The organism is Paraburkholderia domus, from assembly GCF_905220705.1.
In the GTDB taxonomy this organism is placed as follows: domain Bacteria; phylum Pseudomonadota; class Gammaproteobacteria; order Burkholderiales; family Burkholderiaceae; genus Paraburkholderia; species Paraburkholderia domus.
The window spans coordinates 347,311-373,397 of record NZ_CAJNAT010000001.1; the positions used below are offsets into that span (position 1 = coordinate 347,311).

General features: G+C 61.7%; 21 protein-coding genes. 13 read left to right on the forward strand and 8 right to left on the reverse strand.

Annotated elements, in window-relative coordinates:
• Window positions 1-3: 3 nt before the first annotated feature.
• Complete coding sequence (cysS, locus tag KHO31_RS01480; RefSeq protein WP_201073287.1) at window positions 4-1,401, reverse strand: cysteine--tRNA ligase; 1,398 nt, start codon at window positions 1,399-1,401, stop codon at window positions 4-6.
• Window positions 1,402-1,668: 267 nt separating this feature from the next.
• Here cysS and KHO31_RS01485 point away from each other — a divergent pair, with 267 nt between their 5' ends.
• The 4 genes from KHO31_RS01485 (at window position 1,669) to KHO31_RS01500 (ending at window position 4,507) form a co-directional block, all read left to right on the forward strand.
• Entirely contained in the window at window positions 1,669-2,397 is a 729-nt protein-coding gene (locus KHO31_RS01485; RefSeq protein ID WP_201073288.1) for a tetratricopeptide repeat protein, read from the forward strand.
• A gap of 49 nt (window positions 2,398-2,446) precedes the next feature.
• Window positions 2,447-3,028, forward strand: coding sequence for a peptidylprolyl isomerase (locus KHO31_RS01490; RefSeq protein ID WP_211622558.1), 582 nt, complete (start codon window positions 2,447-2,449; stop codon window positions 3,026-3,028).
• Between the two features lie 139 nt (window positions 3,029-3,167).
• Window positions 3,168-3,662, forward strand: coding sequence for a peptidylprolyl isomerase (locus KHO31_RS01495; RefSeq protein WP_201073292.1), 495 nt, complete (start codon window positions 3,168-3,170; stop codon window positions 3,660-3,662).
• Window positions 3,663-3,709: 47 nt separating this feature from the next.
• Entirely contained in the window at window positions 3,710-4,507 is a 798-nt protein-coding gene (locus tag KHO31_RS01500; RefSeq protein ID WP_211622560.1) for a UDP-2,3-diacylglucosamine diphosphatase, read from the forward strand.
• Window positions 4,508-4,512: 5 nt separating this feature from the next.
• On the opposite strand, the gene cysE is transcribed toward KHO31_RS01500, so the two are convergent.
• Both cysE and KHO31_RS01510 read right to left on the reverse strand, forming a co-directional pair.
• On the reverse strand, window positions 4,513-5,346 hold the full coding sequence (gene cysE, locus KHO31_RS01505; protein WP_201073294.1) for a serine O-acetyltransferase: 834 nt from the start codon (window positions 5,344-5,346) through the stop codon (window positions 4,513-4,515).
• Between the two features lie 178 nt (window positions 5,347-5,524).
• Window positions 5,525-6,337, reverse strand: coding sequence for an RNA methyltransferase (locus KHO31_RS01510; RefSeq protein ID WP_201073295.1), 813 nt, complete (start codon window positions 6,335-6,337; stop codon window positions 5,525-5,527).
• Window positions 6,338-6,702: 365 nt separating this feature from the next.
• On the opposite strand from KHO31_RS01510, the gene KHO31_RS01515 reads away from it, so the two are divergent.
• The 6 genes from KHO31_RS01515 (at window position 6,703) to KHO31_RS01540 (ending at window position 15,255) form a co-directional block, all read left to right on the forward strand.
• The gene (locus KHO31_RS01515) at window positions 6,703-7,506 is read left to right on the forward strand and encodes an inositol monophosphatase family protein (RefSeq protein WP_201073296.1); all 804 of its coding nucleotides are present in this window, start codon (window positions 6,703-6,705) and stop codon (window positions 7,504-7,506) included.
• Window positions 7,507-7,732: 226 nt separating this feature from the next.
• The gene (gene lplT / locus KHO31_RS01520) at window positions 7,733-9,031 is read left to right on the forward strand and encodes a lysophospholipid transporter LplT (RefSeq protein WP_201073297.1); all 1,299 of its coding nucleotides are present in this window, start codon (window positions 7,733-7,735) and stop codon (window positions 9,029-9,031) included.
• 217 nt (window positions 9,032-9,248) lie between these two features.
• Window positions 9,249-10,259 (forward strand): DUF2515 family protein, encoded by a 1,011-nt coding sequence (locus KHO31_RS01525; protein WP_201073298.1) that lies wholly within the window; start codon window positions 9,249-9,251, stop codon window positions 10,257-10,259.
• An 80-nt stretch (window positions 10,260-10,339) separates the two neighbouring features.
• Window positions 10,340-10,882 (forward strand): flagellar biosynthesis sigma factor, encoded by a 543-nt coding sequence (locus KHO31_RS01530; RefSeq protein ID WP_236061132.1) that lies wholly within the window; start codon window positions 10,340-10,342, stop codon window positions 10,880-10,882.
• Window positions 10,883-11,234: 352 nt separating this feature from the next.
• Entirely contained in the window at window positions 11,235-13,922 is a 2,688-nt protein-coding gene (gene mutS / locus KHO31_RS01535) for a DNA mismatch repair protein MutS (RefSeq protein ID WP_201073301.1), read from the forward strand.
• Window positions 13,909-15,255, forward strand: coding sequence for a hypothetical protein (locus tag KHO31_RS01540; protein WP_201085088.1), 1,347 nt, complete (start codon window positions 13,909-13,911; stop codon window positions 15,253-15,255). Before mutS ends, KHO31_RS01540 begins: the two co-directional genes overlap by 14 nt.
• Here KHO31_RS01540 and KHO31_RS01545 read toward each other — a convergent pair.
• On the reverse strand, window positions 15,235-15,777 hold the full coding sequence (locus KHO31_RS01545; RefSeq protein ID WP_201073303.1) for an FKBP-type peptidyl-prolyl cis-trans isomerase: 543 nt from the start codon (window positions 15,775-15,777) through the stop codon (window positions 15,235-15,237). The two genes, KHO31_RS01540 and KHO31_RS01545, sit on opposite strands and share 21 nt — an antisense overlap.
• A 32-nt stretch (window positions 15,778-15,809) precedes the next feature.
• On the opposite strand from KHO31_RS01545, the gene KHO31_RS01550 reads away from it, so the two are divergent.
• Both KHO31_RS01550 and KHO31_RS01555 read left to right on the forward strand, forming a co-directional pair.
• Window positions 15,810-17,060, forward strand: a complete 1,251-nt coding sequence (locus KHO31_RS01550) for a cupin domain-containing protein (RefSeq protein ID WP_211622562.1) — start codon at window positions 15,810-15,812, stop codon at window positions 17,058-17,060.
• Between the two features lie 231 nt (window positions 17,061-17,291).
• Window positions 17,292-17,564 (forward strand): hypothetical protein, encoded by a 273-nt coding sequence (locus KHO31_RS01555; protein ID WP_201073305.1) that lies wholly within the window; start codon window positions 17,292-17,294, stop codon window positions 17,562-17,564.
• 147 nt (window positions 17,565-17,711) lie between these two features.
• On the opposite strand, the gene KHO31_RS01560 is transcribed toward KHO31_RS01555, so the two are convergent.
• From KHO31_RS01560 to KHO31_RS01570, 3 genes are all read right to left on the reverse strand, one after another.
• A complete protein-coding gene (locus KHO31_RS01560) occupies window positions 17,712-19,982 on the reverse strand; it encodes an ATP-dependent DNA helicase (RefSeq protein ID WP_211622564.1) in 2,271 nt (756 codons plus the stop codon).
• 63 nt (window positions 19,983-20,045) lie between these two features.
• Complete coding sequence (locus KHO31_RS01565) at window positions 20,046-20,264, reverse strand: DUF465 domain-containing protein (protein ID WP_028199545.1); 219 nt, start codon at window positions 20,262-20,264, stop codon at window positions 20,046-20,048.
• Between the two features lie 129 nt (window positions 20,265-20,393).
• Entirely contained in the window at window positions 20,394-21,326 is a 933-nt protein-coding gene (locus tag KHO31_RS01570; RefSeq protein ID WP_201085145.1) for a hypothetical protein, read from the reverse strand.
• Window positions 21,327-21,683: 357 nt separating this feature from the next.
• Here KHO31_RS01570 and KHO31_RS01575 point away from each other — a divergent pair, with 357 nt between their 5' ends.
• Entirely contained in the window at window positions 21,684-24,029 is a 2,346-nt protein-coding gene (locus tag KHO31_RS01575; protein WP_211622566.1) for a Tex family protein, read from the forward strand.
• Window positions 24,030-24,171: 142 nt separating this feature from the next.
• Here KHO31_RS01575 and KHO31_RS01580 read toward each other — a convergent pair whose 3' ends face one another.
• Window positions 24,172-26,058: a potassium transporter Kup gene (locus tag KHO31_RS01580; RefSeq protein ID WP_201085087.1), complete on the reverse strand. Its 1,887-nt coding sequence runs from the start codon at window positions 26,056-26,058 to the stop codon at window positions 24,172-24,174.
• Window positions 26,059-26,087: the final 29 nt, after the last annotated feature.

Genomic DNA, 26,087 nt, shown 5'->3' on the forward strand with positions numbered 1-26,087 from the left:
CGCTCACACGCGCCGCCACTCGGTCAACCCGCCGGGTTTGTCTTCAAGTGCAACGCCGGCCTCGAGCAATTCGGCCCGGATCCGGTCTGCTGCCGCATAGTCTTTCGCCTGCTTGGCGGCCACGCGCGCGGCGATCTTCGCTTCGATCGCGACGGCATCGAGTGCGCCTTCCGCGGCCGCGCCCGCAGCCTGCTGCAGGTATGCACGCGGCTCTCGGCCGAGCAACCCGAGCACCTGCGCGAGCGAGCGCAATTGACGGGCCAGCGCGGGGTCGCGCGTGCGGTTCACTTCAGTTGCCAACTCGAACAACACCGAAACTGCCACCGGCGTGTTGAAGTCGTCATTCATTGCTGCCTGGAAACGTTGCGCATGCGCTTCGTTCCAGTCGAGCTCCGCGCCGTCTGGCGTGACGTCTTTCAGCGCGGTGTACAAACGTGCGAGGGCATTGCGCGCGTCGTCGATATGCACGTCGCTGTAGTTCAACGGCGAACGGTAATGCGCACGCGCGATAAAAAACCGCACGACCTCGGCATCGTACTGCGCCAATACTTCGCGAATCGTAAAGAAATTGTTCAACGACTTCGACATCTTCTCATTGTCGATCTGTACGTAGCCGTTGTGCATCCAGTAATTGACGAAGGTTTGTCCGGTCGCAGCTTCGCTTTGTGCAATCTCGTTCTCGTGGTGCGGAAACTGCAGGTCCTGACCGCCGCCATGAATGTCGAAATGTTCACCGAGCAACGTGCAGCCCATCGCCGAGCATTCGATATGCCAGCCCGGACGGCCGCGCCCATATTTCGAATCCCAGCCGGTGTCGGCCGGTTCATCCGGCTTCGCCTGCTTCCACAATACAAAGTCGAGCGGGTCCTGCTTCGCGTCGTTCGCGGCGACGCGTTCGCCCGCGCGCAGATCTTCAAGCGACTTGCCCGACAGCTTGCCGTAGCCCGCGAACTTGCGCACCGCGTAGTTCACGTCGCCGTCGCCCGCCTGATAGGCGTAACCGTTTGCCTCAAGCTTCTCGATCATGCCGAGCATCTGCGGGATGAAATCCGTCGCGCGCGGCTCCAGATCGGGCCGCTCGATGCCGAGCGCATCCGCGTCTTCATGCAACGCCTTGATGAAGCGGTCGGTCAGCGATTTGATCGTTTCGCCGTTCTCCACTGCGCGCCGGATGATCTTGTCGTCGATATCCGTGATATTGCGCACGTAGGTCACGTCGTAGCCGAGCGTGCGCAACCACCGTTGCACGATGTCGAACACGACCATCACCCGCGCATGACCGACGTGACAATAGTCGTATACGGTCATCCCGCAGACGTACATCCGCACGACGCCATCTTGCAGCGGCACGAAAGTTTGCTTGTCACGCGCGAGCGTGTTGTAGATGCGCAGTGATTCCATAGAGAACGGTGCGTGGGCCGAAAGAAATCCGCAATGTGTTTCGTGCTGTTGTGCGCATGAGGCCCCCGCGAGAAGACGGCGGGTGCGTCCTGTAGTGCCGCTTTACACAACAACAAGCGCAGCAGCAAACCGGTGCATCTGGTGCGGCGGTCAGGCTGCGATCAAGGCGGAGACGACCACGAGTGGCGAAAAGACAGTTTGCGGTTCGACGGAACGCGCAGACCTTTTGTTAGAATGGGTCGGAGTATAACATCCAGACCCGAGCCTATGAAACCTTCCAGCGGCCGCGCGCGCAGCGCTGCGACCCTCGCCGCGACGGCATTCTGCGCTGTCGCCCTCACGGTCTTGCCGGGCGCTGCCGCGTACGCGCAGAAAGCCGCCACGATGCCGCAGGGCCCCGCCGTGCGTGACAACACGCCGGAGATCGATGCGTCGATCGCGCAGAAGAACTGGGAAGCCGCGCTCACCCAACTCGACGCGCGCATCGCCTCGAATCCGCACGACGCGCAAGCAAAATTCAAGCGCGGCACGGTGCTGGCGCATCTGAATCGTGACGACGACGCGATCACCGCGTTCACCGAACTCATGCAGCTGTATCCGGAACTGCCCGAACCGTATAACAACCTGGCGGCGCTCTATGCGAAGCACGGCCGTTATGACGAAGCACGCGCCGCGCTCGAAACCGCGACCAAGGTGAACCCGGGCTACGGCCTCGCGTACGAGAATCTCGGCGATCTGTATCTGCGCATGGCCGACGCGGCTTACCGTCGTGCGCAAGGTCTCGGCAAAGCGAGCGCCACCACCACGCAGCGCCTCGTCGACATCCAGAAGATCGTCTCGCCGCCCAAGGGCACCGCGCCGGCGAAAAAAGCCGCCGCGCCTGTCGAGGCGAGTGCCACGCGCGCTACCTCGGACATGACACAAACGCCGAGCTTCCAGTACGGCGGCGCAAATGGCTCGCTCGCCATGCCGCCCTACATGGCGCCGTCGAAGTAACACCGTCACCGTTTTCGGCAACACGTTTTTTCCAACCCTGAGGATCTTCATGAAATGGTTGATGTTGGCGCTCGGCAGCGCCGCCCTGATCGCAAACGCCCCCGCCTTTGCCCAGTCCGGTTCGCAGGCCGCGCATCCGTCCGTCCTCTTCAAGACCACGGAAGGCGACATCCGCGTCGAGTTGTATCCTGAGAAGGCGCCGAAGACAGTCGCCAACTTCCTCGACTACGTGAAGTCCGGCCAGTACAGCGGCACGATTTTCCATCGTGTGATTCGCGGCTTCATGATTCAGGGCGGCGGTTATACGCAGAGCTTCGCTGAGAAGCCCACGCGCGCGCCGATTCCGCTCGAAAGCCAAAACGGTCTGAAGAACGCCGCCGGCACGCTCGCCATGGCGCGCACCAGCGATCCGAATTCGGCCACCGCGCAGTTCTTCATCAACACGGTGGACAACGCCGGCCTCGACTATCCGAATCCGGACGGCAACGGCTACGCGGTGTTCGGCAAGGTCACGAGCGGCATGGACGTCGTGAAGAAGATCGAAGGCACGCCCACCACCACGCGTGGCCCGATGAGCGACGTGCCGCAAAAGGCGATCGTGATTGAATCGGCCACGGTTGTCGGCAAGTAAGAATAGAAGTAGAAGACAGCATAAACACGCTGCGGAAGAACACCTAAGCCTCAAATCTACGCACCGGCGCGGGCCGTCGTCAGTTCATAAGACGACTCGCCGCGCCTTTTACCCACCCCGCTCATTAAAGGATTCCATCATGGTTGAACTGCATACAAACCACGGCGTCATCAAACTCGAACTGGACGCTGAAAAGGCACCGAAGTCGGTTGAGAACTTCCTCAACTACGTGAAGGCCGGCCACTACGACAACACGGTGTTCCACCGCGTGATCGACGGCTTCATGATCCAGGGCGGCGGCTTCGAACCCGGCATGAAGCAGAAGCCGACGGCTGAGCCGATCGAAAACGAAGCAAACAACGGCCTGAAGAACGTCAACGGCTCGGTTGCGATGGCTCGCACGAACGACCCGCACTCGGCGACCGCGCAATTCTTCATCAACGTGAACGACAACGACTTCCTGAACCACTCGTCGCCGACGCCGCAGGGCTGGGGCTACGCCGTGTTCGGCAAGGTGGTCGACGGCATGGACATCGTCGAGAAGATCAAGAAGGTCAAGACGGGTTCGAAGGGCTTCCATCAGGACGTGCCGGCCGACGACGTCGTGATCGAAAAAGCGGTGATCGTCGACTAAGCGTCCGATCAGGGCAAACCCGTTTGAACTGACATCAGGCACCTTCAATGCTGCAAGAAACGCCGCTGCGAAGCGTCGCCGCGGGCGTGCCTGGCGAGGGCAAACGCCCGCACGCCGCACGCCCGTTTTTTTTCCTCTCCGATATTCATCTGAGCGAGGCGATTCCGCACACGGTCGCCGCGTTCGAACACTTCATTCGCGTCACGGCCGAGCAGGCAGATTCGGTTTTCATCCTCGGCGACCTGTTCGAGTACTGGATCGGCGACGACATGCTTGTCGAGCCGTTCGTCGCGCGCATGGCGGCCTTGCTGCATACCTTGTCGGAGCGCGGCATCGCGCTCTACATCATGCACGGCAATCGCGATTTCCTGCTTGGCAAGCGTTTCATGAAAGCGGCCGGCGCGATCTGGCTGCCCGATCCGTTTGTGATTACCGCGTTCGGCACACGTATCGCGCTCGCGCATGGTGATGGTCTCTGCACCGCGGATCGCGGCTATCAATTGTTCCGGCGCTTTGCGCGCCGCCGTGCCGCGCAGATGCTATTTCTCGCATGGCCGTTTCGCTGGCGTCAGGCGCTAGCGGAAAACATGCGTTCGAAAAGCGAGCTTGGCCGCTCGCGTCCAATTTCAGCGAAGTATGACGTGACGCCGAAAGCCGTCGCTGCGTTATTCAAATCGTCGAAAACGGCCACGATCATTCACGGGCATACGCATCGTCCGGCGCGGCATCGCGAGCCGGACGGCACCCGCTGGGTTTTGCCGGATTGGGATCTTGACCACGGCGAGCGCCGCGGCGGTTATCTGCGGATCGATGCGGAAGGGATTCGAGCGTTGCCGCTCGATTGATTCACTTAGCGCTCCGCCACCCCTTCCACCTTTCCAGCAATCGCGGCCGACAGGCGCCGCAGATCGAGCAGCGCCGCATCGGCGCCCTGCAGTCCTTCCAGACTTGTTCCGAGCCGCTCCAGTGCGTCGACAATCTCGTCGATACGCTTCGATTGCGTGGCGGCGTGATCGATCAGGCCGTGAATCGCCAGCGAAACCGGATCGTCCGCATTCGGCGTGATGCCGTAGGCACAAAATGCGCTGCTTTCGGTCGTGCGTTTGGCGTCGCGCGCAGCACCGTCAGATGCCGCACTGGACGCAGCGGCTGAGGCCACCGCAGCAGCCGCCGGAACAATGATCCGCGCCGGATTACCCACCGCTGTGCCGCGTGCCGGCACCGGTTTCGTGACGACCGCATTCGAGCCGATCTTCGCGTCCGCGCCAATCGTAAAACCGCCGAGCACCTTCGCCCCCGCCCCGACGATCACGCCGCGCTCAAGCGTGGGATGCCGTTTCGCACCCCGCGTGAGCGACGTGCCGCCGAGCGTAACGCCCTGGTAGATCGTGCAGTCGTCGCCAATCTGTGCCGTCTCGCCGATCACGACACCCATGCCGTGATCGATGAACACCCGGCGGCCCAGCGTCGCGCCGGGATGGATTTCGATGCCGGTTATGAAACGCGCCATCTGCGAGATGAAACGCGCGAGCCAGCGGCGCTTGGCCTGCCAGCATGCGTGCGCGAGCCGGTGCAGCACGAGCGCGTGCAGACCCGGGTAACACGTGAGGACTTCCCAGGCGCTGCGGGCGGCGGGATCGCGCTCGCGGATCGTGGCAATGTCTTCGCGAAGTCTCGTGAACATGGCAGGGACTGTGTCGTGGGGGAAAAAACCGCATGCGCGAAACACCACGCATAGCGGATGGCTTGCCGCATAGCAGATCGGCAGCTTTGCTTAGAACGTTTTGAGCGATTGTAGGGCGATTGCGCGAAACCTGCCGGAAGCCCACGCTGTCGGCAAGGTCGTCGATTGGGGGGTGCCCTTAGGAAGCGTCGCCGCCCGGCGGTTTGGTCTTCAGCAAAATATGCTTGGCGATGCCGCGCACGATATTCACTTCTTCGCGCTCCAGACCGGAACGCGCGAACAGGCGCCGCAAGCGCGACATCAGCTTCTTTGGATTGGCCGGATCGAGAAACTCGAGCGCGATCAGCGCGCTTTCCAGATGCGTGAACATGCTTTCGATCTCGTCGCTCGCCGCCCCTGCGCCGGCCTGAAGCGGCGCGGGCGCTGAGGCCGGTGCGTCGTCAGCGGACAAATACGTCGTGCGCAATTCATACGCCAACACCTGCACGGCCTGCGCAAGATTGAGCGAACTGTAGGCCGGATTGGCCGGAATATGGGCGAGCGCGCTACAACGCTCGACGTCCTCATTCGACAAACCCGTGCGCTCGTTGCCAAACACCAGCGCGATCTCGCCGTGCACTGCCTGCTCACGCGCGGCACCAGCCGCAGCACGCGGCGTCCATTGCGGCGGCCCGTATTCGCGCAGCCGCGCGGTCAGCGCGATCGACCAATGCACGCCGCTCAATGCATCAGCAAGCGTCGGCACGACATGCGCGGATGCCAGCACGTCGTCGGCGCCGCTCGCCATGGCAATGGCTTCCGGATCGCTCTGCACGTGCGGCACGCGCGGCGACACCAGCACGAGGCGCGAAAAGCCCATGGTTTTCAGTGCGCGCGCCGCAGCGCCGACGTTCCCGGGATGGCTGGGCTCGACGAGCACGAAGCGCGTCGACGTAAAACCGCCGCGCAGGTCCGCCACGGCGGGATCGGAAGAATGGTGGGTGTGGTCCACGATGGAACTCGGCAAGCTAAAGAACGCGTATGGTAGCGCCAACCTTGCACCCGCTCCCAAATTGCGCTTTGCCACCGTGCAAAACCCGCGCCGATTGACCTTCATACGCCGTGCCGGGCAGCAATCGCTGCCGCGGCGCGCGGACTCAGGTAAAATACCAGTATTCGCGCCCGGCTTTCGCTTACGAAAAGTCCGGCGCATCGTTCTTATCCAATTCGTCTCCGTCGGCGGAATGCGCACCCGGTTGTTCATCGGACGTGCGTTCCGTGCTGTTTCCGCGCCCCTCGATGGCGCACAATCAGCGCTCATCCCGCGCTCATTTACCGGTAAGCAGCCGTGCTGCCCCGGCACAAGGATCCAGTCTCATGCATCCCATGCTCAATATCGCTGTGAAGGCCGCGCGCCGTGCAGCCCAGCTCATCAACCGCGCGTCGCTCGACCTCGATCTCATCCAGGTCAGCAAGAAACAGCACAACGATTTCGTCACGGAGGTCGACAAAGCGTCTGAAGCCGCGATCATCGATACGCTAAAGACCGCTTACCCCGATCACGCCATCCTCGCCGAAGAATCCGGCAAGTCGGACAACGAGTCCGAATTCCAGTGGATCATCGATCCGCTCGACGGCACCACCAATTTCATCCACGGCTTCCCCTATTACTGCGTGTCGATCGCGCTTGCCCACAAGGGCATCGTGACGCAGTCCGTGGTCTATGATCCGACCCGCAACGACCTGTTCACCGCCTCGCGCGGCCGTGGCGCGTACCTGAACGACCGCCGCATTCGCGTCGCCAAACGCGACCGCCTCGCCGACGGCCTGATCGGCACGGGCTTCCCGTTCCGTGAAAAGGACGGTCTCGAAGCGTACGGCCGCCAATTCGCTGAAATGACCGAAGCCTGCGCCGGCCTGCGCCGTCCGGGCGCCGCCGCGCTCGATCTGGCGAACGTCGCTGCCGGCCGCATGGATGGCTTCTTTGAGCAAGGTCTGAATCCGTGGGACGTCGCCGCTGGCAGCCTGCTGATCACGGAAGCCGGCGGTCTGGTCGGCAATTACACGGGCGACTCGGACTTCCTGCACGTCGGCGAAATCGTCGCGGGCAATCCGAAGGTCTACGCGCAGATGATCCCGATCCTGTCGCGCTACAGCCGCACACGCCAGCAATCGGCTTAAGGTCTCAGGTCTGGAGCCTGAACCTGTAATCCGACCGGCTCTACGCCGGTATCGGCAACATAGAAGCGGCTTCGGCCGCTTTTTCGTTGGCGCGCCTGCATCCGGCAGGCGTTCGTGCTACAAAGCGGGAAGCCGCGCCGGCACGCTCGATCACCGGCTGCGTTTTGCGCGTTTCACGCAGCGCCCTGCTTCGCGCCAGACTGTCGCGCAGCTTACGATCCGCTTCATGAAAAAAGGCTTCTACACAATCATCGCGGCGCAGTTCATTTCGTCGCTCGCGGACAATGCACTGCTGATCGCCGCCATCGCCTTGCTATCGGTGATCCGTTCGGCCGCCTGGGTCACGCCGCTGCTGCAGATTTTCTTCACCATCTCCTACGTGCTGCTCGCCCCCTTCGTTGGCGCGTTTGCCGACGCGATGCAAAAGCGGCACGTCATGTTCATCTCCAATGCACTCAAGGCGAGCGGTTGCCTGATGATGATCGCCGGCGTCCATCCGATGATTGCGTACGGCGTGGTCGGCTTTGGCGCGGCCGCGTATTCGCCGGCCAAATACGGCATCCTCACCGAACTCCTGCCCGCGGAAAAACTCGTCAAGGCGAACGCGTGGCTCGAATCGGCCACCGTCCTGTCGACCATTGTCGGCACGATGGTGGGCGGCGCGCTGATCAGCACCCTCGCCGACCGATTCGTCGCGCATGCGCATCTGCCGCTGATCCGCTCCTCGGCCGACCTGGCCATGTTCGCGGTGATGGTCACGTATGCCATCGCGGCGGGGATCAACATCTTCATTCCCGACACCGGTGCGCGCTATCCGAACCGTTTAACCGAGCCGAAGAAACTGGTCGGCGACTTCTATCATTGCTTCAACGTACTGTGGGCCGACAAGCTCGCGCAGATCGCGCTGTGGGTCACGACGCTGATGTGGGGTGGCGCGGTCACGCTGCAATTGCTGGTGCTCAAATGGGCGAACGTGAACCTCGGCTTGTCGCTGTCGAAGGCGGCGGTGATGCAGGGCGTCACGGGGCTCGGCATCGCGGTCGGCGCGGCTGCTGCCGCAGCGCTGATTCCGTTACGCAATTCGCTGCGCGTGCTGCCCATCGGCATCCTCACTGGCGCCGCAGCGATCGCCGTGGCGTTCTACAACAAGGACCTGTTTCCGGCGGGCGCAGGCATTCGTATCGGCTCGTACGTCCTGCCGATCTATATCCTGCTCGCCTATCCGCTGATGATCCTGCTCGGCGCGCTGTCCGGCTTTTTTATCGTGCCGATGAACGCGATACTCCAGCATCGTGGCGCGACGCTGCTCTCCGCGGGACATTCGATCGCGGTGCAGAATTTCAACCAGAACCTCGCCGTACTGCTAATGCTTGGCGCCTACGCAGTGCTGCTCACCGCAAAGATGCCGGCGCAATGGATCATCGTCGTGTTCGGCAGTTTCATCACCTTTATGATGTGGCTCGCAAAACGGCGCAGTGCGGTGAATGAGCGCACGGTGGATATGCGGGCGTTAGTAGAAGAATGACGGCGCATTGACGGCGAACCGAGCGCGTTTACGCTAACGCATGAGTTGGCCGGCATCGAAATATCCCCTCCGACCGCATTGGCATCCGTTGACTTTGCGCCGACACAGCCACGCCAACGGCAGCAGCTACTCTATTGAGATAGTCGTCACTTTTCGTATGGGAAACTGGGGTCAGCAACATCCCCGCATGTGAAATCCCATATTGGAAGAACGTTCGATGGCGAAGTGCGACAACCACCGTTGCCCGGTCTGTTACCCGAATTGGCGAGAGGAAGAGGCGGCTGCGAAAAAGCGGGCGCAAGATGAAAAGCAGGATTGCATCAACAGTTGGCGCTTCTATCAGAAAAAGGCAGAAGCCATCGCTTCCGTCGACGATCCAATCGCCCGCAACCGACGCATCAATGCGGCGTATGCGCAATTGTGGCTAGACGACCATCGATTCCAGTGGGCGGGGCTTGCTGCCTTTGCGTCCAAACAAGTCGGCTGCGGCTTGCTTAACGCTGCAGAGTTGATCGGCAAATCGAACAGGGAGCGTAACGCCTACCAGCAATGGGAAAGACAAAGCTCCGCGTTTGAGCGGATGGCACCCTATGGGTCGCCACGAATGCCGATCCCGGATCAGGTGAACGGCGCCGGTGCGGAGAATGTTTATAAAATGCTCGCCAAGGGCAACACGTCGTTGTTTCTCGATATCTGGCCGCTGCACATGTTCTACAAGGAGTTCGGCTTGCAGAGGTTCAAGCGATGCCTACGCGAGCGTCAACTGTTAAACGGATCAGTCGTGTGGCCGATCGCTACGAGCGTATCGTTTGGCGTTGCCAGTCCCCACGTTGTGCAAGGATTTGAAGCGATCGATGCCGGAAATATCAGTCAAAGCGTCGAAACGCTGGCTTGGCACGAGCAGATCAACATCCTGCAACCATCCATGTACAACGATTCGGCGTTTGCCATATTGATGCGGGCCAACCAGTTCGCGTGGGCGCTGAATATCCCAACCGGATCGGCGCGGGAGATCCAGTTGACTCTTGCCAATCAGTGCACAGTTGCAGGTGCCAATGCGAAATACGAGACATTCAGCAAGCAGCCCCTAGCCAATCTTGCGGATGGCAGCCAACGAATGGCGTTCGTTTTACGCGCTGCACAGCGGTTCAATGAGCTCCTACATGATCCTATCCAGCGGCATTTTGTGGAAAATTCCCTGTTCCTCATTGCACAGGGAAGCCGCTGATGGCAATCAGGAAATTCAGTTGGCGCTGGCTTACCGTTTGCGCGATACCTGGACTGGCTCTCATTTGGGGAGTCTTTGCAATGCTTCGTCCCATTGATGAGGTCACACTAGCAATTGGCGAACCGTACGAGCAGATGCGCCAGCATTCTCGCTCAACATTGCCTGCCCTCGAGTCCAACGCAAACTGGGGAGGCTACGTGAGCCGTCCCACTCGATTGCGCTTCACCGCCCCCAAATATGGTTTTGTCACTCCTGCTGCGAAATTCCTGGTGGTAAATTACGACCGCAAGGGCAACGTCGATTCCGTGACACTGTCCCCACAAGTCACGACATTGCATCTTGATGAGGCGATGGCAATCCTCGAAGATATACAGGATCAGCTTCGACGGGGAGGATGGAAACCATTTCGAGAAGCGCGAAGCCAGCCAATCGAAGACACGCCAACGAGGCGCGCAGAGATTCGGACATGCGCCGCACCGACGAGCTACTGGCAGGCCGAAAACAAGTATCAAGTCTCGCTCAATATCCGTTGTTTCCGCACTGAAGACCATCCGAACGACGAGCGCTACCTAATCACCCTGGACTTGGGGCCACCAGTGTTTGATGATTCGCCCACCCCGTGAATGTAAGAATGCGTTCGGGCTACAGCAGATTTTTTCCATCTCTTACTTGCCGCGGGCACAGCTCGTCGGCGTCTTTGACAATGCGAAGCAAAATCGGCGCGTTAGTGTTCGGCAGTTTCATCACCTTCATGATGTGGCTCGCAAAACGGCGTAGTGCCGTGAATGAGCGCACGGTGGATATGCGGGCTTTAGTAGAAGAATGACGGCATGGCCAGCGGCGCCCGGCTGGCGCGAGAATTTGCGTGGCGGCCTGCTGAGATGCTTTGCGGATTGGCCGTCCGGCCAGGGTCCGCTCGCCGCGCCGGCAGGTTAAACTCACGCCCTGAACAGCTAACGCAAGAAGACACCGAGGATGGGCATTCAAACCGCAGCGGCCAATGACGTCGCACAACACACGCCGATGATGCAGCAGTACCTGCGCATCAAAGCAGATCATCCGGGCACGCTGGTGTTCTACCGGATGGGCGACTTCTACGAACTCTTTTTCGAAGATGCGGAAAAAGCCGCACGCCTGCTCGATTTGACACTGACGCAGCGCGGCGCGTCGGCGGGCAATCCGATCAAGATGGCGGGCGTGCCGCATCACGCGGTCGAACAATATCTGGCCAAGCTGGTAAAGCTAGGCGAATCCGTCGCGATTTGCGAACAGATCGGCGATCCGGCTACGTCGAAAGGGCCGGTCGAGCGCAAAGTGATGCGCGTGGTCACGCCGGGCACATTGACGGACGCTGCACTCCTGTCCGACAAAAACGATGTCTACCTGATGGCGCTGTGCGTCGCACATAACCGCCGCGGCGTCGCAACGAGTGTCGGGCTCGCGTGGCTGAATCTGGCGAGCGGCGCGTTGCGCCTCGCCGAAGTTGCACCCGACCAGGTGGCCGCCGCGCTCGAGCGGATCCGTCCCGCGGAAATTCTGGTGGCCGATGCGCCTGCCGACTCCGCGAGCTGGACGCCGCCCGTCAGCGCGGGCGCCCTCACCCGCGTGCCGGTCTGGCACTTCGATATCACGTCGGGCACGCAGCGTCTGTGCGATCAGCTGGAAGTGGCCGGCCTCGACGGCTTCGGCGCGCATTCGCTGACAGCGGCATGCGGCGCGGCCGGTGCGCTTCTTCTGTATGCGGCGGCCACGCAGGGCCAGCAATTGCGTCACGTGCGCAGCCTGAAGGTCGAGTACGAGTCCGAATATATCGGGCTCGACCCCGCCACGCGCCGCAATCTTGAACTCACTGAAACGCTGCGCGGCACTGAATCGCCCACGCTGTGCTCGCTGCTCGACACCTGCTGCACGACGATGGGCAGCCGTCTGCTGCGTCACTGGCTGCATCATCCGCCACGCGAAGCCGCTGTGGCGCAAGCACGTCAGCAGGCCATCGGCGCATTGCTCGACGCGCCGCTGGGCGCAGGCGTCGACTCGCTGCGCGGCGCGTTGCGGCAGATTTCCGACATCGAGCGGATTACCGGGCGCCTCGCACTGCTGTCGGCGCGGCCTCGCGATCTCTCAAGCCTGCGCGATACGTTCATCGCCTTGCCCGAGTTGCGCGCGCAACTGGCGGCCGTTTCGTCGAATGCTGATTCGCTGGCGCGTATCGACGCATCGCTGGAACCGCCGCAAGCGTGCGTCGAACTGCTCAAGCGCGCAGTCGCGCAAGAGCCATCCGCCATGGTGCGCGACGGCGGCGTGATCGCCCGCGGCTACGATGCGGAACTCGATGAGTTGCGAGATATTTCGGAGAACTGCGGGCAGTTCCTGATCGACCTCGAAACACGCGAACGGGCGCGCACCGGTATCGGCAATCTGCGCGTCGAGTACAACAAGGTGCACGGCTTCTATATCGAAGTCACGCGCGGCCAGACTGACAAGGTGCCGGACGATTACCGCCGCCGTCAGACGCTGAAAAACGCCGAGCGTTACATCACACCGGAACTGAAAACGTTCGAAGACAAGGCACTGTCCGCGCAGGAACGCGCGCTGGCCCGCGAACGCTCGCTTTACGACGCGTTGCTGCAAGCGCTGCTGCCTTTTATCCCGGACTGCCAGCGGGTCGCCGCGGCGCTCGCCGAACTCGATTTGCTGGCAGCCTTCGCCGAACGCGCCCGCGCGCTCGATTGGGTCGCGCCGACGTTTTCGCCGGATACCGGCATCGAAATCGAACAGGGCCGGCATCCGGTTGTCGAGGCGCAGGTCGAGCAATTCATCGCTAACGACTGCACGCTCACACCCGAGCGCAAACTGCTGCTGATCACCGGCCCGAACATGGGCGGTAAATCGACCTTTATGCGGCAGACCGCGCTGATTGCACTGCTGGCGTACGTCGGCAGCTATGTGCCGGCACGGCGCGCGGCATTCGGTCCGATCGATCGCATCTTCACGCGAATCGGCGCCGCCGACGACCTGGCCGGCGGCCGTTCGACCTTCATGGTGGAGATGACGGAAGCGGCGGCGATCCTGAACGACGCGACACCGCAAAGTCTCGTGCTGATGGACGAGATCGGGCGCGGCACGTCGACGTTCGACGGCCTCGCGCTAGCGTGGGCCATCGCGCGGCATCTGCTCTCGCATAATGGCTGCCATACGCTGTTCGCCACGCACTACTTCGAACTCACGCAGTTGCCTGCCGAGTTTCCACACGCGGCCAATGTGCATCTGTCGGCGGTCGAGCATGGGCACGGCATCGTGTTCCTGCACGCGGTCAGTGAAGGTCCGGCGAATCAGAGCTACGGTTTGCAGGTCGCACAACTAGCCGGTGTGCCGAACGCGGTGATTCGCGCAGCCCGCAAGCACCTCGCGCATCTCGAACAGCAATCTGCGGCGCAACCCGCACCGCAACTCGATCTGTTCGCGGCACCCATGCCCATGCTGGTCGAAGACGCCGACGACGCGCGCGACGACACGCGGGAATCGACAGCGGCGTCGCCGGCCATGCAGACGCTCGTCGAACGTCTGCGCGCAATCGACCCGAACGAACTGCGGCCACGCGAAGCGCTGGATCTGCTGTACGAACTGCACGACCTGGCCGCCGCGCCGGATGCAGATCATTGACGCACACAGGCCCTCGCAGTGCCCGCGCAAACTTTGCGCGGCACTGACCAACGCCCTCAAATTCAGGGGCGGCCTCATGTCGCTCGTGGCGCTTGTAGCGTTTGCCCCGCTCGCGCACGCCGAGGCGCCGCGCTATGCCTTCGCGGTCATCGCCAACACGATGCAAAGCCCCGCCGACGAAGCGCCCACGCAGCGCCTTATCGAGGCGATCAGCCGCGACCGCGAAGTATCGTTCATTGTCTACGACGGGAATCTGAAAGGTGCGAAAGAAGCGTGCCGCGATGCGTTATACGAACGGCGCCACGCGCTGCTCGAAACATCGCGGCCCGCCCTCTTCTTCATTCCGGGCCAGCACGACTGGGCCGACTGCGGCACGGCTGAGGCCGGCGGCTTCGACCCGGTCGAACGGCTCGATCAACTACGCCAGACCCTGTTCACCGACTCCACGTCGATGGGTCAGAACCCGATCGCATTAACACGCGAGAGCGAAGTGTCGCGCTTCCGTCCGTTCCGGGAGAACGTGCGTTGGCAGGTCGGCGATACTGTCTTTGTCGGTCTGAACGCGCCGAGTCCGAACAATCACTACCTGACTGCAGGCGGCCGCAACGGCGAGTTCGAAGATCGCGTGATCGCCAATGCATTCTGGCTCGAGCACGCCGCCGAATACGCGAAACGCCGCGACGCGCACGCGATTGTCGTGTTCATTCAGGGCGACCCCGATCCGGAGCGTTACGAACGACCCGACCGTTTTGCCTGGCTGCGTTTTACTCGCAATACGCGCCGCGACGGTTTTCTGGAATTCAAGCGCAGCCTCGTCAAACTCGCGCAGATTTTTCGCGGACCGGTGCTGGTGATCCATTGCGACGATGAACGCGCGAGCGCCGGCTTCGTGATCGATCAGCCGCTGCGCAATGACAAGGGGATGCTGGTGACGAATCTCACACGTGTCGCGCTTGCGCCGCATGATCGTCTTAACCAGTGGATTCAGATTGAAGCGGATCTCAGCAAGAAGCCGCCGTTCCGCGTGAGTGTGCGCGATGTGCCGAGGCAAATGCCGATGCCCACGGCAGCACCCCTGCAGCCGCGCGAAGAGCCGGCAGCTTCGATGCCTGCCGTGCCTGCGTTAGGCCCGGCTTCCGAGTTGCCGCCGTTGTTGCAGGCGCCCGGGCAGCCACAACCGGTTCAGCCGCAACGCGAACCGGCGGAGGACGGAAGCGGCGAATACGGGCCCGCCATGTCCGCACCGCCCGCCTCGGCTGTTTTGCCGCGCGCACCGGGTGTGCCTTCAGGCGCTCCCGGCACGCCCGCGAGTTCAGTGCAGCGTGGGCCCTGACTTGTCTTCTTCGGCTTCGTCGTCATCGTCATCGAGGACTTCGAGGCCGTCGGCGCCATGCGCGTGTTCGTGCTGGATTTCGTCTTCGGTAGCCGGACGCACGTCCTTGACCGTCAGCGCGAAACGCAGCGCCATGCCGGCGAGCGGATGGTTGCCGTCGAGCACGACTTTGTCTCCTGCGACGTCGGTCACCACGTAGACGAGGGAATCGAGATCCTCATCGCCTTCTTCCGGCGTGCCCTCGAATTGCATGCCGACTTCGAGCGGTTCCGGGAAGCGGTCGCGCGGCTCGATCTTCACGAGATCGGGGTCGTACTCGCCGAACGCGTCTTGCGGCTCGAGCTGGATCTGGGTCTCGAAGCCGGCCTCGTGGCCGTCGAGCTCTTCCTCGATCTTGGGGAACGTGCCATCATAGCCGCCGTGCAGATAGACCATCGGCTCGTCGCTTTCTTCAATCAGATTGCCCTGCGCATCCGATAGCTTATAAGCGACCGACACGACGGTGTTCTTTGCGATTTTCATTCGATTCTCCAGAATACAACTCACATTATACGATGCCCAAGCGGCCCACTGACCACCCGGCCGATGCAGCTTCGGCACGGAAATCTTCGCCGGCTTCAAAGCCGGCACGCCCTATTCTCCCGCCCTCGCCGGACACGCCCACGCCGTTGCTCGGCAATCTGACGCCGTCGCAATTCATGCGCCGGTACTGGCAGAAGAAGCCGCTCTTGATCCGTCAGGCGATCCCGAATGTGGAGGCACCGCTGTCGCGCGACGAGTTTTTCGAGCTGGCCGATCAGGATGAAGTCGAAGCGCGCCTGATCACGCACTTTCGCAACAAATGGCAAATGGAGCACGGCCCGTTCGCGCCTGATGAACTGCCGTCGGTCAAACAGCGCGCATGGACGCTGCTAGTGCAAGGCGTGGACCTCTACGACGATCGCGCGCGCGCGTTGCTCGACCGTTTTCGCTTCGTACCGGACGCGCGTCTGGACGATCTGATGATTTCGTATGCGAGCGATGGCGGCGGCGTCGGCCCCCACTTCGATTCCTACGATGTGTTTCTTTTGCAAGTAAAAGGTAAGCGCCGGTGGCGGATCAGTGCGCAGAAAGATCTGACACTCCAACCGGGTTTGCCGTTGAAAGTTTTACAGCATTTCGAGCCGGAAGAGGAATGGCTGCTTGAACCGGGCGACATGTTGTACCTGCCGCCGCATATCGCCCATGACGGCGTCGCCGAAGGCGAATGCATGACCTGCTCGATGGGTTTTCGCGCCCCGTCCGCGGGCGAGTTGACCGCGCAGTTCCTCTACCATCTGGCCGAACGCGGCGAAGCGGCCGTGCGGCCCGATGCGCTTTATCGCGACCCGCAACAGCCCGCTGTCGACCGTCCGGCGGAACTGCCCGCCGCGTTGATCGAGCGAGTTGGTGCGATCCTTGCTGGCGTCAAATGGCGTGAGCAGGACATTGCAACGTTCCTTGGTACGTACCTCAGCGAACCGAAGCCGAGCGTCGTATTTGATCCGCCGCAACGACCGCTTAATGCAGCGCGTTTCATCAGTCAGGCATCGAAGTCCGGCATTCGGCTGGACCGCAAGACTAATTTGTTGTACAACCGCCGTTTTTTCTTCGTAAATGGAGAGGAAATACCGTTTGATGGCGCAAGAAAGTGGTTGATTGACCTCGCTGATCACCGGTGTGTGAGTGCGAAACGCTTTGTAACACTCTCACACGATTCGTCGGTGACAGCACTGCTGCACGAGTGGTATTGTGCGGGCTGGATACAAGTGGGCGAGCTTGCGTAACTCTGCCCGCCTGTTATACCGTACTGTGAAATTTTGTATGAGAAAGACAACGTATTGACCCCGGATTTATGGATTGTCAGTACGAAAGTGCATATAATTTCCGCCCAAGCCGTAGGGAAGATTCCAGCTCGTCAAAAGAGCGTCTCCACCAACGGCCCAGGTCGGTGTTGGAGCACATTACCGGTATTATTTTGCGCTGTTGCTTACCTTTAACCATAAAAGGACGTGATCATGAAGAAATCCCTCCTCGTAGCATCCCTGTTGGCAGCTGTGGCACTGGCTGCATGCAACAAGAGCAGCGATCAGGCAGCTACGACCGCAGCTAGCGACGCAACGGTTGCTGCCTCGGCAGCAACGGCTGCCGCTTCGGACGTTTCGACTGCTGCTTCGGGTGCGGCTGCTGCTGCGAGCGACGCTGCTGCTTCGGCTACGACCGCTGCTTCGGACGCAATGGCTGCCGCTTCGGCTGCTGTTGCTGCTCCGGCTTCGGGCGCAAGCCAGTAAGCTGTCGCATAGGGCTCGCCTCTGGGCGAAAACTGTCTCAGGAAATCACCTCGATTTCCTGAGACAGTAAAGCAAAACGCCACGGATTCACATCCGTGGCGTTTTGTCATTTAAGCGCCGTTTTTTTAACGGCATTCACTTAGTCACCTATTGAGCCGGCGTTCCGTTCTCTTCGAAAAACTCCCGCACGACTTCGATCTCACGTGTGCGCTTGAATGGCGGCAGGCTCTGCCATATGCGGCGCCCATACGGTTTGTCGACGAGACGCGTGTCGCAGATCATCAGCACGCCGCGATCGGTCTCAGCGCGAATCAGACGGCCTGCGCCCTGCTTGAGCGTAATCACAGCCTGCGGCAACTGATGGACCGCAAACGGGCTCAACCCCTTCTTCGTCAGCGCATCCAGACGCGCCGACAACACGGGATCATCTGGCGGCGCGAACGGCAGCTTGTCGATCACGACCAGCGAGAGCGCATCGCCACGCACGTCCACGCCTTCCCAGAAGCTTTGACTGCCCACCAGAATCGCATTGCCGTACGCACGGAAGCGGTCGAGCAACTCGGTGCGGCTCGCATCGCCCTGCACGAGCAACGGATAGCCCCAACCGCGCGCTTCAATGGTGTCGCGCAATTTGGCCGAGATGCGGTCCACTGCGCGCAACGTCGTGCACAACATGAATACACCGCCGCCCGATGCTTCGATCGCGGGCAATGCCGCATCGAACACGGCGTCGGTAAACATCGGCGACGAAGGCTGCGGCAAATTACGCGGCACGTACAAAAGCCCTTGCGTCGGATAGTCGAAGGGACTCGGCAGCGTCATCGAACGTTTCGCGTTCAGGCCCATCTGCGCAGCATAGTGAGTAAAGTCGCCCCGCACCGACAAAGTGGCTGACGTGAAGATCCACGCGCGCGGCACACCAGCGCGCTGCTTCGCGAAGATCGGTGCGACCGACAGCGGTGTTTCGTGCAACTGCACGGTGTGCGCGAATACTTCGATCCAGCGCACCTTTTCATTCGGATCGGCGCGCTCGGCCTTGGCGTCAGCCGGGGCCTGCTCAGCGGCTGCGCGCTCGGTCTCGGTGGGTGGCGTGGTCCAACCCGCGAGCACGCCTTGCAGCTCGCGTGCGCGGCGCAGACACGCGCCGATCGACTCGGCACGCTCAGCCTGACCGGCCAACGCTGAGGCCAATGCATCGAGCTCGGTTTCGAGCGTTTCGAGCGCGGGGAACAACGGATGATCGTCGGGCAACTGGCCGATCGACAGACGCACCGAGTCTTCCTTGAACGCCAGCCGCACGTCGCGCGCCGCGCGTTCGAGCGTCGAGCCGAGCGTCACCCAATCGACAGTCTCGCGCGCATGGCCCAGACCCTCCGCCACCGAATCGCGCGCGAGTTCGAGAAATTGCGTTGTCGAAAGCGTCTCGCCGAAGAACAGCGTTGCGGTCTCCGGCAGTTGATGCGCCTCGTCGAAGATAACGGTGTTGGCGGTGGGCAGCAATTCAGCCATGCCGGTATCGCGCAACATGATGTCGGCGAAAAACAGGTGGTGATTGACCACCACGATGTCGGCCTGCTGAGCCTCGCGACGCGCCTGCATCACGAAGCACTCCTTGTAATGCGGGCACTCCTGGCCAAGACAGTTTTCACGCGTGGACGTGACCATCGACCACACCGCCGCGGTTTCCGGCACGCTCGCGAGTTCAGCCTTGTCGCCGGTGCGCGTGATCTTGGCGAAGCGAATGATGTCCTGCAGATACGAGGTTTCCTGGCGCGACGGCAGACGGCCGTTATCCGCGGTGCGCTGCAGATAGTAGTGGCACAGGTAGTTCGCACGGCCCTTGAGCATCGCCACCGACACCGGTACGGCGAGCGCATCGCGCACGGTCGGAATGTCGCGCTGAAAGAGCTGATCCTGCAAATGCTTGGTGCCCGTGGAGACGATCACCTTGCCGCCCCATAACATAGCCGGCACAAGATACGCGTAGGTCTTGCCGGTGCCGGTACCCGCTTCCACGATCAGCGTATTTTCGCTGCCGTCGAGACCGTTCGATTCGTCGTTCTCGGGGACATCAGGGGCAGCATTCGCGCCCGGCGATTGCAGACGCCGCGCCGGACGCTTCTGCGCCTCGAACATCGCGGGCTCAGGCATCGCGCGGCCCGACGCTTCCATGGCTGCGGCGACGGCGCGCGACATCTCGATCTGCGACGCGCGCGAACGATAGCCGTCGATCTGACGGGCGAGCAGACCGTTGTCGGCGAAGATATCGTCCAGTTCAGCGACCCGGCGTGGGTTCAATGACGCGGAGAGCGCCGACGTGGGAGGACGCGACGCCGGAGCGCCGGCCACCGGGCTGCCGGCCGCCGCAGCGTCGTCGCTAGCCGTGGCACGTGGGGAAGTTTCAAGCGGTGAATTCAAGGCAAGCGTTTCCTGCAAAGTCCGGCGCGCGCGGCGCGACCCGGCACCTGCCAGGCCGCGAACTCAGGCGCGTGCGTCCGGTTCGAGCTGCAATTGCAGCAAGATGATGGTGTCCTTGACTTTGAGTTTGCGCTTTTTCAGGCGCTGCAACTCGAAGTCGTCGATGCCGGGCTCATCCGACATTCGGTCGATCAAGCGATCGAGCCCACTATGCTCCGATTCCAACTGCAGAATACGATCGCGAAGTGTGTCCGCGGTGATGACGTGATGTTGATCGCGCATACTCGCCTCCTCTCGTAAGCGGCACGGGCTGCATGGTGCAGCCCAATGCCTGAGGTTGCTGTCCGGCTTAAAACGCGTTACGGCGACTACTTTCCTGCTACAACCCTACCAGAACCTACAACAGCACACCTACTGCTGTTGCTGTTGTTGCTGCTGCTTTTGCTGTTCTTCAAGTTGCTGCTGCTCTTTCAACTGGTCCTGGCGTTTCTGCTCGGCTTTCTCGGCCGCCTGCTTCTGACGGGCTTCGACGTCGGTTTTGTGCTGAGCCGCTTCGGTCTGCTTCTTTTCGAAAGTCTGCTGCTTCTCCGCCCGCTCCTGGGCCTTTTGCGCGCCCTGCTGACGCGCTTCGTCGAGCTTACGCTGGAAGTCGGCCTGCTTCTGATCGTATGCCTGGCTGTTGGCTGCGGCTTGCGACGGACTGATACCGCGTTGCGCCTGATCCAGCGCGTGCTGTTGTTGCTTGGCCTGATAAGCCTCTGCGTTGGCGCTGCGTTGCGGCGCCTCGGCTGCGCGCTGGGCCTGGTCGAGCTGATGTTGGCGCTGCTTGTCTTCGTAGGCCTGCGCATTACGCGCGTCGTCGGCGGCGCGTTGCGGCGCGCCAGCTTCGTCTTGTGCGCGTTTGAGCGCGGCCTGCTCGTCACGCTCGCGGGCGCGCTGGACACGCTGTTCGCCGTCGAGCGCGAGCTGCTCCTTGCGAATGTCGGCTTGCACCGAGCGCATGCTGTCGCGCGCCTTGTTCAGACAGTGGTTGACCAGGAACTTGCTATAGCAATCGTGTTCGGCGACCGCGTAGCGGTAGTTGTTTTCCTCGGAGCGCTGATCCAGGACTCTTTGCCGCGCGTCGAATGCGCTGTCAAGCGATGCCGCGTTATCAGTATTCCCAGCGTTGCCGGCTTTATCCGCGCCCGTGGCATTCGCCGCGCTCGCCGCCCGTGCGCCCGGAACGGCCGCCGGCGCGAGACTGCTGGCGGCCTCGAGCGGCGCTGCGGTTTGCGCTGCGGCCGGCGCGGACAGGGTCAGCGCAGCGCTCATCACGCACACGGCGCATGCAGCGAAAAACATCCCATTGGACGGAAACACCGACTTGAACACGGACCGCGACGCCAACACGAGCGATGTAAGCGGCGAGCATGACAAACGCGGCGACAAAAAAGGCGGCTGTTGTGACAAGCGAGAGACCAAGCGGGAGTCCAGGCGGTTGAGGGACAAGGATGATGGCAACGTCGTAAATGGTCAACGGAACATGCCCGAAATTCTATCACCCTGCGGTTGAGCCCCTTTGCATTTATGGCAAAATGCCCCGCTCCAGCAACCTGGTCGCAGCGCGCACGCCCAGCATGCACCGACGTGCCCTACGTGGGCCCGGCGTGTGTCATTACCACGCGACCTTTGATTGAGTAGCAGGAACACCAAGACCTTATGACGGAAACCGTAGCACTCAAGATCGTACAGCGCATCGCCGCCGAACTGTCCGTCCAGCCGCGCCAGGTCGCGGCCGCGGTGCAACTTCTCGACGAAGGAGCGACTGTTCCGTTCATCGCCCGCTACCGGAAGGAAGTGACCGACAATCTCGACGACACGCAACTGCGTAATCTCGAGGAGCGCCTGCTGTATCTGCGCGAGCTGGAAGACCGGCGCGCCGCGATCATCGCGAGCATCGACGAACAGGGCAAGCTCACCGACGAGTTGCGCGCCGCGATCGAAGGCGCCGATAGCAAGCAGGTGCTGGAAGACCTGTATCTCCCCTATAAGCCGAAGCGCCGCACGCGCGCGCAGATCGCCCGCGAAGCCGGTCTGCAGCCGCTTGCCGACGCGCTGCTGGCCAATCCCCTGCTCGACCCGCAAACCGAAGCCGCCGCCTACGTGGACGCCGAAAAAGGCGTCGCCGACATCAAGGCCGCGCTCGACGGCGCGCGCGACATCCTCTCCGAACAGTTCGGCGAAACCGCCGATCTGCTCGGCAAGCTGCGCGATTACCTGTTCAACCAGGGCGTGGTGTCGTCGAAAGTGGTCGAAGGCAAGGAAAACGCGGAAGAAGAGAAATTCCGCGACTACTACGACTATTCGGAAACCATCAGGACCGTGCCGTCGCATCGCGCACTGGCCCTGTTCCGCGGCCGCAATGCGGGCGTGCTGATGGTCAAGCTGGGGCTCGGTGAAGAACTCGACGCGCAGGCGCCGCATCCCGGCGAAGCGTTAATCGCCCGCCACTTCGGCATCGCCAATCAGAACCGCCCGGCTGACAAGTGGCTTTCCGACGTGTGCCGCTGGTGCTGGCGCGTGAAGGTGCAGCCGCACATCGAAAACGAACTGCTGACCAATCTGCGCGACGAAGCCGAACATGAAGCAATTCGCGTGTTCGCGCGCAACCTGAAGGATCTGCTGCTGGCAGCGCCGGCGGGTCCGAAGGCCGTGATCGGCCTCGATCCGGGTATGCGCACCGGCGTGAAGGTGGCTGTGGTCGACCGCACCGGCAAAGTGCTGACAACCGACGTCATTTACCCGCACGAGCCGCGCCGCGACTGGGATGGCTCGCTCGCCAAGCTCGCGCGCATCTGTGCGCAGACGCAAGCGGAACTGATCAGCATCGGCAACGGCACGGCGTCGCGTGAAACGGATAAGCTCGCGAGCGAACTGATCGCACGTCATCCAGAGTTCAAGATGCAAAAGATCGTCGTCTCGGAAGCCGGCGCGTCGGTGTACTCGGCCTCCGAACTCGCGGCAAAGGAATTCCCGGACATGGACGTGTCGCTGCGCGGCGCCGTGTCGATTGCGCGCCGTCTGCAGGATCCGCTCGCGGAACTGGTGAAGATCGAACCGAAGGCAATCGGCGTCGGCCAATACCAGCACGACGTGAATCAGCGCGAACTGGCCCGCTCGCTCGACGCGGTGGTCGAGGATTGCGTGAACGCGGTCGGCGTGGATGCCAATACGGCGTCGGTCGCTTTGCTGGCGCGCGTGTCGGGTCTGAACGCGACGCTCGCCCGCAACATCGTCGACTATCGCGATGCAAACGGCCCGTTCCCTTCGCGCGAACATCTGCGCAAGGTGCCGCGTCTGGGCGACAAGACCTTCGAACAGGCAGCCGGCTTTCTGCGCATCAACAACGGTGAGAACCCGCTCGACCGCTCGTCGGTTCACCCGGAAGCGTATCCGGTCGTGGAACGCATGCTCGCGAAGATCAGGAAGCATGTCGGCGACGTGCTCGGCAATCGCGACGCGCTGCGCGGCTTGTCGCCGGCGGAATTCGTCGACGAACGCTTCGGCCTGCCGACCGTGCGCGACATTCTGCTCGAACTCGAGAAGCCGGGCCGCGATCCGCGCCCCGAATTCAAGACCGCAACTTTCCGCGAAGGCGTTGAGAAAGTCAGCGACCTGACGCCGGGCATGGTGCTCGAAGGCGTCGTGACAAACGTCGCGGCCTTCGGTGCGTTCATCGACATCGGTGTGCATCAGGACGGTCTGGTGCACGTGTCGGCCATGTCGACAAAGTTCATCAAAGACCCGCACGAAGTGGTCAAGGCCGGTCAGATCGTCAAGGTGAAGGTGCTGGAAGTCGACGTGAAGCGCCAGCGTATCGCGCTGACCATGCGTCTCGACGACGAGTTCGGCGCGGCAGCAGCGCCACGCAGCGGTGGCGGCGCCCAGCAGGATCGCGGCCGTTCCGGCGGCGGTGGCGGACGCGGCGCGCAGCAACAGCGCTCGCGTGAACCGGAAGCAGGCGGCGCAATGGCCGCGGCATTCGCCAAGCTCAAGCAGAAGTAAGCCGATTCATTAGTGCGTGATTCACTCACGCACTGATGTTCGAGAGACTGAGCGACGAAAAAAAGCCCACGCAAATTGCGTGGGCTTTTTTATCGCTTATCGCACCCCGGCATGCAAGGCGCTGACGACCTTGGGTCCGTCGTCAGATCTCGATCTTCGTCCCCAACTCAACCACCCGATTCGCCGGGATGCTGAAGAAGTCAGTCGGCTTGGCAGCGTTCTGATGCATCCACGCGAATACCCGTTCACGCCACACAGACATACCAGGCAACTGTGTCGGCACCACCGTTTCGCGCGCCAGGAAGAACGACGTGTCCATCAACTCGAACGTCATGTCGTTCGTGCGGCCCACCTCGAGCAACACCGCCTTCACGTCGGGCGTTTCGTTGAAACCGTACGCCGCCTTGACGAGATACAAGCCGCCGTTGAGATCCTTGACTGTCACGCGCTCCTCATCCTTCACATACGGAATATCGAGCGTCACGAAGGTGAGGAAAATGGTGCGCTCGTGCAGCACCTTGTTGTGCTTCAGGTTGTGCAGCAAACTCACCGGCACGAGCGAATCACTGCCGGTCAGATAGATCGCGGTACCCGACACGCGATGCGGCGGATGCGCGAGCAAGCCTTGCAGGAACGGCATGAGCGGAATGCCGTCGGCGGCCGTGCGCTCCTTGACGATCATCCTGCCCTTGAACCAGGTCATCAGCAGGAAGAACAGCAATGCGCCGATGCCGAGCGGCAACCAGCCGCCCTCTTCGACCTTCAGCAGATTGGCGCCGAAAAAGCCTAAGTCGACCACCATGAACACCCCGATGATCATCGCCACGAGGAACTTGTTCCATTTCCACACCTTCACCATCACGACGCAGGCGAGGACCGTGGTGATCACCATGGTGGCCGTCACCGCGATACCGTAGGCCGCGGCGAGGTTATCCGAACTCTTGAACGCGATCACGATGCACAGAATGATGAACAGCAGCATCCAGTTCACCACCGGCACATAGATCTGACCGATCGCCAGCTCCGACGTATGCAGAATCTTCATGCGCGGCACGTAACCGAGCTGGATCGCCTGGCTTGTCAGCGAATAGGCACCCGAAATCACCGCCTGCGACGCAATCACGGTCGCCACCGTCGACAGCACCACGAGCGGCAGCAACGCCCAATCCGGCGCGAGCAGGAAGAACGGGTTTTCGATCGCCTTCGGGTCATGCATCAGCAGCGCGCCCTGGCCGAAGTAGTTGAGCACCAGCGAGGGCATCACGAGGAAGTACCACGCCATGCGGATCGGCTGCGCGCCGAAGTGGCCCATATCGGCGTACAGCGCTTCGGCGCCCGTCAACACCAGCACGACCGAGCCGAGCACCACGTAGGCCTGCAACACATGCGCGGCCATAAAGGTGTAGGCGTAATACGGGTTCAATGCCTGGATCACGTTCGGCGACTGAATGATGTGCCACAGACCCAGCGCGGCGAGCACCAGGAACCACAGCACCATGATCGGACCGAACAGGCGGCCGACGGTGGCCGTACCGTGTCGCTGAATCCAGAACAGCAACACAAGAATCACCATGGTGAGCGGCAACACCAGATGAGACAGATTGGGCGCCGCGATCTCCAGACCCTCGACCGCCGAGATCACCGAAATGGCGGGCGTGATCACCGCGTCGCCATAGAACATGCAGGCGCCGAAGATGCCGAGCATCATCAACAATCCGGTCATTTTCGACTTCTGGTCGAGAGAGCGCAACGCCAGCGCCATCAGCGCAAGGACGCCGCCTTCGCCGTTGTTGTCGGCGCGCATCACGAACATGACGTACTTGATGCCGACCACGATCACGATCGCCCAGAACAGCAGCGAGATCACGCCCAAAATTGATTGATCGGTCAGCGGAATGCCATGTGACGGGCTGAATGCCTCTTTCAGCGAGTACAGCGGGCTCGTGCCGATATCGCCGAACACCACTCCGATCGCGGCAATCGCGAGGGAAGGCAAAGGCTGTTTGTGCACGTGATTGTTATCTGTCATAGACGCGAGGAAATCCGTTCCCTGAGCGG